Origin of the sequence: Kineosporia mesophila, from assembly GCF_021129235.1 — a bacterium.
GTDB lineage: Bacteria > Actinomycetota > Actinomycetes > Actinomycetales > Kineosporiaceae > Kineosporia > Kineosporia mesophila.
Genome location: NZ_JAJOMA010000004.1, coordinates 162,110 through 176,013 on the forward strand (window position 1 = coordinate 162,110; position 13,904 = coordinate 176,013).

Here is a 13,904-nt window from a genome sequence, read left to right on the forward strand (position 1 = left end):
CAGCGGCGCGCCGCTTGCGGCGGGCCATTGCGGGGTCCAGCGGGGCAGATCGGACGGAATCGCGGGTTGCTCGGGTGGCTCGGCTACGGCGGGTGTCGAGCACTTCGCCACGGTTCGCGGGAGCCTCCCGGCCCTCACGCTCCGCAGCGGATCTGGCTCTTCGATCGCCCTCGCCCTGAGCTCTGCGTCTGCTCGTCACGGTGGTTCTCTGCTCCCATGGTCGCCCGGCTTCTTGCACGGCTGCTGGCCGCCCTTGGCCGGTTGATACGGATGCATCCCGGCCATATGTCGCAACCGAGATCGAATCGTGATGCTAGGTGACCCCGTCCCCAACCGTCTAATGTGTGGCAGACCATACCAGTGCTGGTCAGAGGCCATTCAAGGCAATCTTGGGATTCTCAGGACAGTCTCAGGTGAGACCCGCCCGACCAATTCCCAACCCTCGCAGAACGGACGTCGCGCAGGTCATGGCGGCGTGTTGGTGGTGCCAAATGATCATGTGAGCTGCGGGTCTAACGGTGAGCCATCGAACGACTACGCAGTACCGGCAGGTAGCGCGCAACGCATCTTTGCCACTTCCATAACATTCACTTAGCGTGCAAGTCCTTGAAGGTCACGAGCACTGCTTCTGATGTGCTATCAGATCCGCTCCCGTGCTCGATCGGGCCGCCTTTCCCGAGGTCGCCCCACCTCGCCGGGGCGCCGCTCTTGACCGTTCGGTGCCCTCCCACGCACGCTGCGCAGGTGACCGAGGCCTCTGCATCCACCCCATCCGCGCCGACATCCACACCTACTCCCCTCGGCACGGGCGGCTCCGCCCCGGCCGACCGCCGGCAGTACATCCTGACGCTCGCCTGTGAGGACAGGCCGGGCATCGTCTACGCCGTCGCCAGCTTCCTCATCCAGCACGGCTGCAACATCCTGCAGAGCGAGCAGTTCGACGATCACGACGGCACCGACCCGGGCATCTTCTTCATGCGGGTGAAGTTCACCGCGCTCGACCCGGTCGAGACCCTCGACCGTCTGCGCAACGGGTTCCTGTCCGTCGCCGACTCGTTCCAGATGCAGTGGCGCCTCGTCGACGCCAGTACCCGCTGCCGCACCCTGGTGCTGGTGTCGAAGTTCGGCCACTGCCTCAACGACCTGCTCTTCCGTCACCGCATCGGCGCGCTCGGCATCGACATCCCCGCCGTCGTCAGCAACCACCGGGAGTTCGAGGACCTCGTGCAGTCGCACGGCATCCCGTTCATCCACATCCCGGTCACCAGGGACACCAAGCCCGAGGCCGAGAAACAGCTCCTGGAGATCGTCGACCGCGAGAAGATCGACCTCGTCGTCCTCGCCCGCTACATGCAGGTGCTCTCCCCCGAGCTCTGCCAGGCCCTCAGCGGCAAGGCCATCAACATTCACCACTCGTTCCTGCCCAGCTTCAAGGGTGCGAGGCCCTACCAGCAGGCCCACGCCCGCGGCGTGAAGATCATCGGGGCCACCGCCCACTACGTCACGTCCGACCTCGACGAGGGCCCGATCATCGAGCAGGACGTCCAGCGCGTCACCCACGCCACCAGCGCCGAGCAGATGGCCGCCGCCGGACGGGACGTCGAGTGCCAGGTGCTCTCACGAGCCGTCACCTGGCACGCCGAAAACAAGGTCATGATCAACGGCACGAAGACCGTCGTCTTCAGCTGACCCCACCCCGAACGGCCCGGCCCCCGTCCAGGGGCCGGGCCGTTCTGCTTTGGAGCTTGTGGACGTTATCCACAGTTTGGATTCAGGGGCGGACTTTGAGGGGGAGGCTGGCTATTCTCTTTGCATGATCGGGGGACGATTCAGAGCACAAGGTGTTGCCGTCGGAGTCCTGGCCGGCCTGCTGGCCATAACCGGCTGCACAGGAGGTAGCAAGGACCCCACCCCTACACTCACAACAACAATTTTACCTTCTTCAACACCCACCCCAAGCGCGACTGCGACACCGCCAGTTGCTCCGAAGGCGGTGCGGAGTGCGAAGGGGGCGGAGGATTTTGTTCGGTATTTCTGGGATGTACATAATTATGCCTACGAATCGCTGAGCACGGACGAATTTAATTCCATCGTCCAGGTCAGCTGCACATTCTGTGCGTCCACACTCACTGACATCCGAGACGCGAAATCTAAAAACTCAACGATCTCTGGATCCACCGTTCAAATTTACTTTGTTGCCGCTCCACCAGGAAAGGTGGGTAATCGCCTACTCGTCGCCACCGTGATCTCACAACAAGCTGGAGTTGAAACGCGTCCCGATGGAAGCCAAGAGACCTACCCTTCTGTCCCCAAGACTCAAAGCTCAGTTGCTCTGCAGTGGACCGCCGACCATGAGTGGCTTGTGCACGACGTGTCTATCGACGAAGCGAGTTCCTCGTGAAGCGCCTTTTCGTGGGCACCGTGACGGGCTTAGCCATGCTGTTCCACGGTCATGCCTCCTTTGCCGAGGATGCACCCTCGAACACAGATAGATCCATAACCTCACGCGCCTCAGCCAGCAATATGGATCTTCGGGGATGGACTGAATCCAACGGCACACAAGATTCAGGCACCACGATCCCTGTCTCCACCCGGCCCAAAACCAAACACATGTACCTCCCCGCCTGCGCGGGAAACCTGCCCACCACAAGCGCAATCGTGCTGTGCAACAACGCCAATCTCATGTGCGCCGGCACACCCGCGCCTCGCGATATCGGGTACTGGGTTTTCAGTGCGCCCGTTGGTTCCAACAACTGGACGGCGACCGGTGCGTACGTCTGCCTGGGGGATGTTGATCCTGACAAACCTGCGCCCGTGGTACCGGTTCTCACGGGTGAGGATTTTCAGCGGCTGCCGTTGCCGGCTTCGCCGATCGTGATGCAGCCGGCGGATGGTCGGACGTTGGTGAATGTTCCGACGAATCTTTACGCCGAAGCTGACACAGTGACGCTTCCGACCACGATTTTGGGGCAGGCGGTTCGGGTTCGGGCTACGCCGGAGGAGTTTCGGTGGAGGTACGGGGATGGGGGCGGGCTGACCACCGAGGATGCGGGGGCGCCCTATCCTGAGCTGCGGACTGCGCACGTCTATCGCTCGTCCGGACGTCAAAAGGTTGGGCTAACTACGGTTTACAGCGGTGAGTATTCCGTCGGGGGTGGGCCCTGGCTGCCCGTGGACGGGGTCGCCACGGTGAACAGTCCGGCCAGCACGCTGAACGTTGTCTCGGCACAGAACCGCTTGGTGGCGGGGACCTCGTCCTGAAAGAAATTCGCACCTGCCCCTTGGGGCTGGGGCAGGTGCGACCGGAGGTTGAGGGTCAGTACTCGTCGGGGGTGGCCCGGCGGATGACGATTCTTGTCCACGCGCCGACGTAAACCCGGTCGCCCTCGCGGAACTCGGTGCGCTGGCCGCCCGGGATGGGGGTGGTGGGCAGCGGGGCTCCGGCGGGGGCGATGTGCGTGCCGTTGGACGACTGCAGGTCTTCGGCGAACCAGCGCTGTCCGTCGGTGGTGAGCTGGGCGTGGCGGCGGGAGACGCCGTGGTCGTTGCCGCAGTCCACCTGGGGGTGGATGTTGCGGCTCGTGGACCGGCGCCCGACCAGAATGCTCTGGTCCCACAGCGGAACCACCTGCGGCATACCGGGTGACGGGCAGGGCTCGTCGCTCTCCTGGGTGGAGTACCAGTCTGGGTCGACCCACACCTCGGCCACCCAGGTCAGTGGCGTCTGGGAGGCCTGAGTCGCGACGGGCACAGTGGGATCAGGCGGCTGGAGGGCTGCGGGTTCGGCCGCGGACGGCGCGGGCTCGGGGGTCCCGCCCACCGGTTCGGGCATGACCCCGGTGGTGAAGTCGTACCCACAGACCTCACAGAACAAGTCGTCGGCGGGCACGACCGAGTTGCAGTGCGGGCAATCCTTCTCCGGCTGACCGCCACCCGGCTGGGCCGGGGAGATCAGGTCGAGCGGGTTGCTCGGCGGAAGGGGCGGAGGGGTCGGCGTTGCACCGATCGGCTGACCGCAGACGTCGCAGTAGTCTGTCGATTCGGAGATGTGCCCGTCGGGACAGCGTGAGCTCATCGCTTGTTGACCCTTGTCGTCTTCGTCGAAGCGGTGTCGAGCGCCATCTCGTCCAGCTTGTCGACCGAGCGCTTCAGCCGCACGGTTCCGGTGGCCGGATCGTCGATGTCGACGACCTTGCGCAGCTTGCTGGTGGCCTCATCGTTACCGGTCTCGGCGGCGAGCGCGACCGCACGGCCCAGCTTCGTGGTGGCGGTGGCCTCGTCGCCGGCGGCCTTGGCGGCCAGGCCCTCCTGGATCACGACAGCCAATTCGGCCTGGCCGGTGTAGTGGGCGACGGCGGGGTCGATGCGGGTGGTGAGGGCGTCGTCGCCGGACCAGCGGGCCTTCACGAGGCCCTGCGAGACCACCGAGTCCTGTACGAGAAGCTGCACGCGGGCGGCGAGACGTTCCTGGCCGACGGGCTGCGGGGGGACGCGCACGGCCACGTGGTAGTCGCGGGACTCGTCGCCCCAGGCGCCGGTCGGGAAGGCCGAGGTCAGCGGGTTCACCTCGACCTTGCGGCTGGTCAGGTCTTCCACGCTGGGTGAGACCTGGCGCACCCACAGCAGGTGCGAGCCCTGCGGAGCCCAGACACGAAGGGTGGCCTCGGCGACGCCGCGGCCCATGGCCTTCTGCATCAGCGACTCGAAGTCCGCGGCCATCGCGGCCGGGTTCGCGATCAGGTCGACCGTGCCGAGCAGCGCGGTGGAGACGTGGCGCAGTTCGGCGACGTCCCAGTCGGCGCCGACGCCACGGCAGTCGCACTGGAACCGGCCGGTGACCGACTCGATGGCGGCCTGGAACTGGTAGGGCTGCTCGCTCTGGTTCTGCCCGTCGGTGAGCAGGATCGCGTGCCGCTGGGTGGCCTGGGGCACGGTGTCGAAGAGCTGCCCGGCGAGCTTCAGCCAGGAACCCATCGCGGTGCCGCCGTCGGCCTCGAGCCGGGAGATGGCGTCTTTCGCGGCGGCCCGGGCGCCGGGCTCCATCTGCACCATCGAGACCCGGGCGTTCGGGTACGGGAAGGCGCGGGTGGCCACGTGCGTGCCCGAGATGACCGCGAACCAGGTGCCGTCCAGGATCTGGTCGACGGCGACGGCCGCGGCCTGGCGGGCGGCGATGATCTTCGCGTCGAGCATCGAGCCGGAGGTGTCGACGATGATGATCTCGGCGGCTTCACCACCTTCGCCGCGGCCCGCCTCGCCGGCTCCGGCGCAGGTCACCGAGACAATGGCGTGTACGTCAGTGGCGCCCTCGGAGATGAACTCGTTCTGGAACACCTCGGCGCTGAAGGACGGCATCTGGCTCTCCGATCGTTCGTGGGCCACCGTGAGGCGTGGCCCGTGTGTTTCCGGGGGCAGGTCAGGCGTGCGGGTTTCCGGGGCCGGTGGGGGCCGAATCAAGGACGCCGTTGAGCCCGCTCGACGTTGCTTGCGTCGGGGTGGTGGTTTCGTCGGATGTGATCCCGTTGCCGCGCTGCGGTGGGATCGGCGCGATCCGGGCCAGGGCCACCGTGATGTTGTCCATCCCGCCCTGCGCGTTGGCCCAGTCGATGAGCCTGCTCGCGAGATGTGAGGGATCGCCCTGCGCCTCGTTCGCGAGACCCCGCACCAGCGTGGCCAGGTCGGAGGCCGGGGAGCAGTAGTTCCACAGGCCGTCGGAGCAGACCAGCAGCCAGCCCGGTCGGTCGGGTACGCGGGAGTCGCGGGTGGGCACGGTGTCGGGGCTGTCCGGTCCGAGCCAGCGGGTGATCGCGTGGGCCCGGGGCCCGTTCTCGGCCTCCTCGCGCGGCACCCCGGCGAGGATCTGCTCGGTGGCCCACGAGTCGTCCCGTGACATCTGTTCGGGCTCGCCGAAGTCGGGGATCCAGTAGATGCGGCTGTCGCCGACCCAGCCGACGACGATCACCCCGTTGTCGACGACGGCCGCGGCGAACGTGCACGACGGCGGGCTGTCCTGGCGTTCGCCCGGGCGTCCGCTGGGGTGACGGCCGGCCTCGACCGCCTGCTTGTTCGCCTCGTCACCGGCCAGGGCCAGGCGCTCGTTCCAGGCCGAGATGCGGCCGGCCACCGAGGCGACGTCCGGCCGGGGCCGGTCGAGCACCTCGCGGGCGGCCCGGGCGGCGCCGAGGCTGGCGATGTCCGAGTCGAAGGACGACGAAACTCCGTCGCAGACAACGAGAATGGCGCGGGATCCGGGTTCCGGGCGGGCCGAGACGGCCATCCCGTCCTCGTTGCGGTGGTGCCGTACACCTCGGTCGGAGACGGCCGCGACCCAGGCGGCCGGGCGCTCCTCCCAGTGGTCGCGGATCTTCACCGCGGGCGAACCGCAGTTCTCGCAGTAGCCGTCCTGGAAGGTGGTGCCCCGGCAGGTGCGACAGACCGGGCTCAGCGACTCCAGGTCGACCGGGGTGGTCGGCAGGGCGGCAGCCGGGTGGGACAGGCCCCCGGGCCGCTTGGAGGAGTCGGCCGGCACGGGTGTGATGCCGTCGGGCAGATCCTGACCACAGCCTTCGCAGAACAGGTCACCGGGCTCGGCGTCCTCCCCGCAGTTGGGGCAGACAATGCGCTGCCCCGCTGTCGGTCCCGGCGCCGGGTGCACGTCGGACGGAGGATTCTCGTTCACATCAACCTCTTGGCGTTTCGGTCAGGCAGTCGGTTCGGCAGTCGGTTCGGAATGCTCACCGCCAGGTCCAGCGGCGCACTCTGTTCGCCTCGTCGACGAGCCGGACCCGCTCGTCACGTTTCTCGGTGAGCCCCGCCAGTTCGCGGTAGGCCCCTTCCAGACTGTCTTGCAACTGTGGCGTCTGCGCGGGCACACCGCCCAGCCGGACATCGGACCGTTCTCCGGTCTGCTGCACATCGGTCAGGGCCGCGGCCAGCACGTCGACCCGCAGCTGGGCGCGGTCGCGCGGGTCGAGCCGCACGGCCGCGACACTGTCCAGCGCGGCCGACAGGGCGTCCAGCCCGGCGCCGGAACCCACCAGCAGGGCGGCCTTCTGGCGGCGGGCGCTGACGAAGCTGCGGCTCGTGGTCGGCACCATGTCCAGCGCCGCGATCGCCGCCTCCAGCTCGCCCTGCCCCTGCGAGTGCCGCTGCGAACGGATCCGGGCCAGGCCGAACGCGGCCGGGGCGGTGAAGTTGGCGTCGGTACGCAGGCAGGTCAGGTACAGGCTCTCGGCGATGTCCGGCTGGCCGCCCTCCTCGCAGGCCACGGCGAGCGCGAGCTTGGGCGCGAGCTCACCGGGCGCCTGGCCGTAGACCGCGTTGAAGGCGGCCTGGGCCGCCGTCGCGTCTCCCCGGGCCAGGGCCCCGAGCCCGGCGAGCCAGATGGCCCGCCATTCCCAGGGGTCTTCGTTGAGAATCTCGCCGACCACGCGGTCCGTGGTGTCCAGGTCGCCGGCCTCGACCGCGGTGTAGGCGGTGGCCAGGCGCACCTCGACCGAGGGGTTCAGCGCGTTGAGCAGCAGGTCGAGCTTGGCCAGGGGGTCGTCGACGCTGATCGAGGCCAGCCAGGCGGCCTGCGGGTCGGTGTCGTCCACGCGCAGGCGCGGCAGGTTGTCCCACTGCAGCCGGTCGCCCTCGACCACCGGCGGCTCGAACAGCAGCGAGGCGGTGGAGTGCGAGGCGGGCCGTTCGCCGTGGCGGTCGGCAGCCACCACCTCGCGCAGCACACCGAGCAGCTGGGTGCGCAGCTCGTCGGCGGTGGCGAAGCGGTCGCCCGGGTTGGGGGCGCAGCACTTGGCCAGCAGCCGGTACAGCGAGTCGTACCGCTGGAACAGCAGGGTGTCGGCCACGCTGGGCAGGCTGGTGGCGTAGGTGCTGGTGTTGCCGCGGAACTCTATGGCCAGCGAGAGCAGGCTGCGGCCGAGGGTGTAGAGGTCGCTGGCGACGGACGGGCCGACGTCGGGCACCTCGGGGGCCTGGTAGCCCACGGTGCCGTAGATGGCCGAGTCCAGGTCGTCGATGCGGCGCACGCCACCGAGGTCGATCAGCTTGATCGAGTCGCCGGCCTGGACGATGTTGTCAGGCTTGAAGTCGCAGTAGATCAGCCCGGTGTCGTGCAGGTACTGGAAGGCGGGCAGCACCTCGAGGATGTAGGCGATCGCCTGGTCCACCGGGAACGGCGAGTAGGCCCCGCCGGAGGCACGCATCCGTTCTTTCAGAATGTCTTTCAGCGACTGGCCGGCGACGTACTCCATGACGATGTAGCCGGCCTCGTCGTGCGTGACGAAGTTGTAGATCTCGACGATCAGCGGGTGCTCGACCTGGGCGAGGAACCGCTGCTCGGCGATGGCCGCGGCCAGGGCGTCGGGGTCGCCGGAGTTCAGCAGGCCCTTGAGCACCACCCAGCGGTCGGAGACGTTCTTGTCCTTGGCCAGGTAGATCCAGCCCAGGCCGCCGTGCGCGATCGCGCCGACCACCTCGTACTGCCGGGCGACCAGGTCACCCTTCTTCAGCTTGGGCGTGAACGAGAACGGCGAGCGGCAGTTCGGGCAGAAACCCTCCGGCCGGCCTTCCCGTCCCTGGCGTGAACGGCCCACCGGGTTACCGCAGTTCGGGCAGAACCGGCGGTTCTCCGGGACCTGCGGGTTGTCCTGCACCGCGGCCAGCGGGTTGGGCACGGGGGCCGGCGGCACGGTGGTGATGCCCGCGCCGAGCCGGGCCGCGCGGGTACGGGACGACGTGGAACCCAGCCGGCGGGTGTTGTTCGTGCCTCCCGTCGCCCGGGCCGAGCCGAGCGGCGCACTGGCCAGGCGGTTGGACGACGACGCGGCGGTGCGTGTCGACATCGCGTGGCCGGCGTCGGGGTCGGGAAGAGCACCCTGCGCCGGGGTCGGCGCACCGATCGAGGCCGGGGCACCGCAGATGTTGCAGTACCCGTCCTCGATCGTGCCCGTACAGCCGGGCTGCATGCAGGAGAGCGGAGTCGAGGTCATGTCAGATTCCTCCCCCGGGGACCGGGACGATCAGGCGCTGGTAGTTCTCCACCAGGTTGCGGGCGTCCAGGATGTGGCAGGGCACGGCCGACAGCGCTGTCTCGGCCTGCTCCCTGACGAGTGCGACGAGCGGGTCTTTCGCGCGGCCGTTGGCCTGAGCCTTGGACGCGAAGGCACGCAGCAGCCCGAGCAGGACGCCGGGTTCGCCGAGGGCCGAGGTGTAGGTGTCACGCACCTGCGTCATCGCGGTGCCGACCAGGTCGAGGCGACCACGGAAGGTGTCGAGCGCCTCCCGGGTCTGCGGCACCTTGCCGAGCCGGGACACGTCGGGCACAGCCAGTTTCGGCGCCGGCACCACGGCGGCGCGGGTGCGCTCGACGAGCTTGTCCAGCTGGTCGGCCTCGGCCTCCAGCTCCCGGCGGCGTTCCAGTGCGGCGCGGTAGTCCCGGCCCAGACCACGATGGGCGGCCGCCGCCATGATCAGGTCACGTTCGGCCCGCGCTGCTGCCGCCTCGATCGCCGCGAACGGTCCGCTGACGTCGGACCCACGCCGGGCCCGGGCCGCCAGTTCGTCCAGCCGCCGGGTGAGTTCGTCGAGATCGGGCAGCGACAGGGGCCGGGCGGCGTGCCCCCCAGCCAGTTGATCGCGGCAACGTTCCAGGGTGGCACGGGTGGCCTGGATGCGGGCGGCGACGTCGGCGGCCATCGGGTCGAACGACAGCCGCGCCCGCAGGGCTGCGGTCAGGGCGTCGGACAACCGGCAGGCCTCGGCCAGGGACAGGCCGATGGAGCCCGTCAGGTTGCCCGAGGCGGTACCGGTCCCCCAGATCACCCGGGACATCTCCTCCCGCTGCTGCGGGCCGACCCGTCCGGAGTCCCAGATCTTCGTCAGCTGGGTCCACCGGTCACTCACCGACTGCCACATGGTCATGGCCAGGGACAGGTCGCCGACGTAGCTGTCGGCCTCGTCCGAGCGGAGCGCCGCGGCGTCGATCTGGTCGAGCTCGCGCTTGCGGGCGGCCCGCCAGTCGTCGAGCGCGCCCAGATAGGTGCGCAGCTCGTCCACCCCGATCGCCTGTCCCAGCTGACCGGGGGCGACGGGGGCAGTGGCGTGCGCTACTGACGTCATCGTCGGCAATTCGACCACGACACCCACCGCTGCCGCTGGCCCAGGGGTGAACGGGACATCAGCCCCGGGCCTCCTTGAGCTCGGCCGCGGTACGCCCGTAGACCGCCGGAGGCACGTCGGGCTGGGTGCCGCTGCCGCTCATCCACTTCGTGTAGAGCCGGTCGAGGGTGCCGTCACGCCGCATGTCTTCCAGCACCACGTTGACGAACTGGGTGAGGTCGGCGGCGTCGGATGCGGTGCCGAGACCGTAGGGCACCACGTTGAGCGGTTCACCGGCCATCACCTTGGCGTACGGGTCCTGCTTGGCGAACCCGGCGAGCACCGTGTCGTCGCTGGTGATCGCCGTGGCCTCGCCCTCCTGGAACTTCACCAGGCACTCACCCACATCGCTCACCACCACCGTGGACTTCACCAGGTCCTTGATGTTCTCGAGGCTGGTGGAACCCTCGGTGGTGCAGACCGTGGCGTCGCCCAGGTCCTTGACGTTCTGGGCGTCCGAGTCGCTGCGCACCAGCAGTTTCTGGCCGGCCCGGTAGTACTCGGTGGAGAAGTTGATGTAGTTCTTCAGGTTGTCGTCGGTGCCGAACCAGCGGGCGCAGTTCATCGTCATCGTGTCCGCGACCAGGTCCACCTCGCCGTCCTGCAGCTTGGGCAGACGCTGGGCGAAGTTGATGACCTTGTACTCGACGTCGCGGTTCGGGTCGAGCCCGAGCTCCTGCGCCACCCGCTTGACCACGTCGATGTCGAACCCGGCGAGCTTGCTGGTGAACGGGTCACGCGAACCCCAGAGCGTGACGTCGCCGGCGACCCCCGCGATCAGCTTTCCGCGGCTCTTGATCTCGGCCATGGTGGAGTCGCTCGGCCAGGAGCTCGCGGACGTGGTGATACGGCCCGGATCGATGGACGCCACGGCGGACTTCCCGTCCTGGTCGCACGTGGGAATGCTGTCATCGGCGGCCAGGGCGGCGGCCGGGCGGGCCTGTGACACCGGCTGCGTCGACGTGGCGGCGGTTCCGCAGCCGGCCAGCAGCGCGGCGGCACCCACTACCGCCAGGAGGCGAGGTCGCTTCATGGTCATCACCCTCACCGGTACTCGTTGAGTCGGAACGAGACGCCCCGCCAGGCCGCCGCGGCGCAGAACAGGCCCACCAGCAGGAGCAGCACGGCCACCGGCAGCAGGAGATCACCGGTCGATGAGAGCCCCTTCGCGGTGTCGTCCTTGGCTTTCCTCAGGGCTTTCTCGGTCGAGTCGTCGTACTTCAGGAAGAGCGCGTTGGCGGAGGTGTCGGACTCGGAGGTCGCCAGATTCACCGCGCTGCGCCAGGACCCGTCGACATCGAGCTGGTTGATCTTGTCGTGCTGGGCCTTGTAGGCCTCGAGCTGGGTCTTCGAGTCACCGTCGACCAGGCTCAGCGCCTTGTTGTATTCCGTGTTCCAGGGAATGTCGTCCGGGGTGGCCGATCCCTGTTTGATCAGGGTCAGGCTCTCGGTCGACTTGGCGGTGAAGGCTGCCACCCGGGAAGCGCTCAGAGCCAGTGCCGGACGCAGGGATTCCGAGCGCACGTCGTTGGCCTTGCTCTGCGCCGCCGCCATCAGGACCGCCGCGCCCCCGAGCGTCACCACGAGCACGACGGTGGACGCGACAATCGGCAGGTTGAGATACCGGTGTGATTGCCGGCTGAGTGTGACCTGCGCGTAGAGCAGGCCCCCGATGCCGACTACAGCTGCGAGAAGCAGCAGCCAGCGGGCGAACCCGGCATCGGCGTAAGCGTCATCCACGGCCTGGGTATCGGCCGCCACGCGGGCCTCGATCAGGTCGATCGCACGGTGCCCGGTACTGACATCGTCTTTGTCATCGGGGTCGCTCAGCAGCGCATTGGCGGATGTCAGGTAGCTGGCACCGACGGAAAAGCCCTGGCGATTGTTCGCGCGCGCCGAGCCGACGAAGCCGCTGTAACGGTTAAGCACCGCATTGGCCTCACCCAGCGCCTTGGCATCGGCCGAACTGTGCTGCGCGGCGATGACCAGGTCGTTGGAGACCGCCTTCATGGCCTTGATGTAGCCGAGCCGCTGTTCCTGCGGCTCCAGCCCACCCTTGAGGAACGCGTTCGTGGCATCGGCGTCGGCCACCACCAGGTTGGTCTGCACGCCCTGCAGGAGCAGGAGATGGGACGCCGACGAATCGGCCCGGCCGAGGGCGTCGGACCGCATCTTCAGAGCCACCGCCCCCAGCACCGCGGAGACCAGGACCGCCAGGACCGCGCCGATCGCGGTCAGCCGCAGACGGCCCGGCGTTCCGGAGAACGACGGCCGGACGGCACCCCGTTGTTCGGGCAAGGTGGTCAGGCTCATGGTGCGCTCTCCGTTCCCTCGTCCGGTACGTGGGCCTCGTTGTGAACGCTCACATCCGTGCCGACGCCGGAACCCCCGAATTCGTTGCTCAGTTCATCGCTGTTTCCGTCCAGATCACCGGGCACCAGCTCACGCAGTTGCTCCAGGGTGGGCGCCTCGACGTCCCGCAGCCGCCAGGCCTGATGCCCGATCGCGGCCTCCAGCATGTTGCGCGCCCAGCGCCCGTTGCCGAACCCGACCGGCCGGTCCTTCCCCGGCAGCAGCTCGCGGAAGCGCGCCCGGGTCTTCTCACCGACCTCGTAGTCGGCGTTGCCGGCGTGCACCGCGAAGATCTGCTCGAGCTCGGCGTCCGTGTAGTCGTCGAACTCGATGACCGTGCGGAACCGGCTGGAGAGCCCCGGGTTGCTGGCGATGAACCCGGCCATCGGGCCGGGGTAGCCCGCCACGATGACCACCAGGTCGTCGCGGTGGTCTTCCATCTCCTTCACCAGGGTGTCGATGGCCTCGGTGCCGTAGTCGTCACCGGCCAGCGAGTAGGCCTCGTCGATGAAGAGCACCCCACCCAGTGCGCTCTTGACCACCTCGGCGGTCTTCGCGGCGGTCTGGCCCAGGTAACCGGCCACCAGCTCGGACCGGTCGACCTCGACCAGGTGGCCCTTCGAGAGCAGCCCGAGAGCCCGGTAGATTCCCGAGACCAGCCGGGCCACAGTGGTTTTACCGGTTCCCGGGTTTCCGTTGAACACCAGGTGCCGGGTGATGGTGACGCTGCGCAGCCCGGCCTCCTCGCGCAGTTTCTCCACGCGCAGCAGCTGGGCCTGTCGGTGGATCTCGTTCTTCACCGTGGTGAGGCCGATGAGTGCGTCGAGCTCAGCGAGCAGCTCGGCCAGCGATTTAGCAGGCACCTCAGGCACTTCCGGCTCAGCAACCGGCTCTGCCGCGGGGACCGGAGCCTGCGAGGCCATCAAGCCGGACGGGTCGGCCGGACCGGCGAAACGCCAACCCCCCGGCAGATCCTGCACCGAGGCCACTGAAGAAGGAGCCGGGGAGACGTTCACCCCGGCCAGCTGCGCAGCGGAGGCGGCCGAGGCGTTGGCCACGACCCGGATGGTCGGCTCGCCGAGTGTGCACGCCGCGGAGGCCACCTCGGTCAGGGCCTTCGCGTAGTCGGCCGCGACCGGCGAACGATCGTTCACCAGGCCGGTCAGCAGGGCGGTCGGGGCGTTGCGCCAGCGCCGCGCACTGCTCGCGGCGTCGAAGAAGTCTTGCACGGTGCGCCCCAGATGAGCGGCCCAGTCCTGCGCGCCGCCGGGCGCGGACTCGGCGATGGCCGCCGCGAACGAAGCTCCCTCGGCATACACCGGGTCGCGCTGGAGACCGGCCGAAGTACCTGCCGCCACGAGGTTCTCAAGAGCGGGCAGAAGTTCGTGGTG

Annotated in this window: 11 protein-coding genes; 3 read left to right on the forward strand and 8 right to left on the reverse strand. The window is 68.4% G+C overall.

Annotated elements, in window-relative coordinates; genetic code table 11:
- The first annotated feature begins 744 nt into the window (after positions 1–744).
- The 3 genes from purU to LR393_RS07390 all read left to right on the forward strand — a co-directional run bounded on the left by purU (position 745) and on the right by LR393_RS07390 (position 3,261).
- Positions 745–1,689 (forward strand): formyltetrahydrofolate deformylase, encoded by a 945-nt coding sequence (purU, locus tag LR393_RS07380; RefSeq protein WP_231482608.1) that lies wholly within the window; start codon positions 745–747, stop codon positions 1,687–1,689.
- 124 nt (positions 1,690–1,813) lie between these two features.
- Complete coding sequence (locus LR393_RS07385) at positions 1,814–2,401, forward strand: DUF6318 family protein (protein WP_231482610.1); 588 nt, start codon at positions 1,814–1,816, stop codon at positions 2,399–2,401.
- Complete coding sequence (locus tag LR393_RS07390) at positions 2,398–3,261, forward strand: hypothetical protein (protein WP_231482611.1); 864 nt, start codon at positions 2,398–2,400, stop codon at positions 3,259–3,261. The genes LR393_RS07385 and LR393_RS07390 overlap by 4 nt, the downstream gene beginning before the upstream one ends.
- Before the next feature lie 55 nt (positions 3,262–3,316).
- On the opposite strand, the gene LR393_RS07395 is transcribed toward LR393_RS07390, so the two are convergent.
- From LR393_RS07395 to LR393_RS07430, 8 genes are all read right to left on the reverse strand, one after another.
- A complete protein-coding gene (locus LR393_RS07395; protein WP_231482616.1) occupies positions 3,317–4,075 on the reverse strand; it encodes an FHA domain-containing protein in 759 nt (252 codons plus the stop codon).
- Positions 4,072–5,355, reverse strand: a complete 1,284-nt coding sequence (locus LR393_RS07400) for a vWA domain-containing protein (protein ID WP_231482618.1) — start codon at positions 5,353–5,355, stop codon at positions 4,072–4,074. The genes LR393_RS07395 and LR393_RS07400 overlap by 4 nt, the downstream gene beginning before the upstream one ends.
- 61 nt (positions 5,356–5,416) lie before the next feature.
- The gene (locus LR393_RS07405) at positions 5,417–6,679 is read right to left on the reverse strand and encodes a PP2C family serine/threonine-protein phosphatase (RefSeq protein ID WP_231482619.1); all 1,263 of its coding nucleotides are present in this window, start codon (positions 6,677–6,679) and stop codon (positions 5,417–5,419) included.
- A gap of 55 nt (positions 6,680–6,734) precedes the next feature.
- Positions 6,735–8,993 (reverse strand): serine/threonine-protein kinase, encoded by a 2,259-nt coding sequence (locus LR393_RS07410; RefSeq protein ID WP_231482620.1) that lies wholly within the window; start codon positions 8,991–8,993, stop codon positions 6,735–6,737.
- A gap of 1 nt (position 8,994) precedes the next feature.
- Positions 8,995–10,122, reverse strand: a complete 1,128-nt coding sequence (locus tag LR393_RS07415; protein ID WP_231482621.1) for a hypothetical protein — start codon at positions 10,120–10,122, stop codon at positions 8,995–8,997.
- Positions 10,123–10,180: 58 nt separating this feature from the next.
- Complete coding sequence (locus LR393_RS07420) at positions 10,181–11,194, reverse strand: glutamate ABC transporter substrate-binding protein (protein ID WP_231482622.1); 1,014 nt, start codon at positions 11,192–11,194, stop codon at positions 10,181–10,183.
- Between the two features lie 11 nt (positions 11,195–11,205).
- Entirely contained in the window at positions 11,206–12,474 is a 1,269-nt protein-coding gene (locus LR393_RS07425) for a hypothetical protein (protein WP_231482624.1), read from the reverse strand.
- On the reverse strand, positions 12,471–13,871 hold the full coding sequence (locus LR393_RS07430) for an AAA family ATPase (RefSeq protein ID WP_231482627.1): 1,401 nt from the start codon (positions 13,869–13,871) through the stop codon (positions 12,471–12,473). Before LR393_RS07430 ends, LR393_RS07425 begins: the two co-directional genes overlap by 4 nt.
- Between the last annotated feature and the right edge of the window lie 33 nt (positions 13,872–13,904).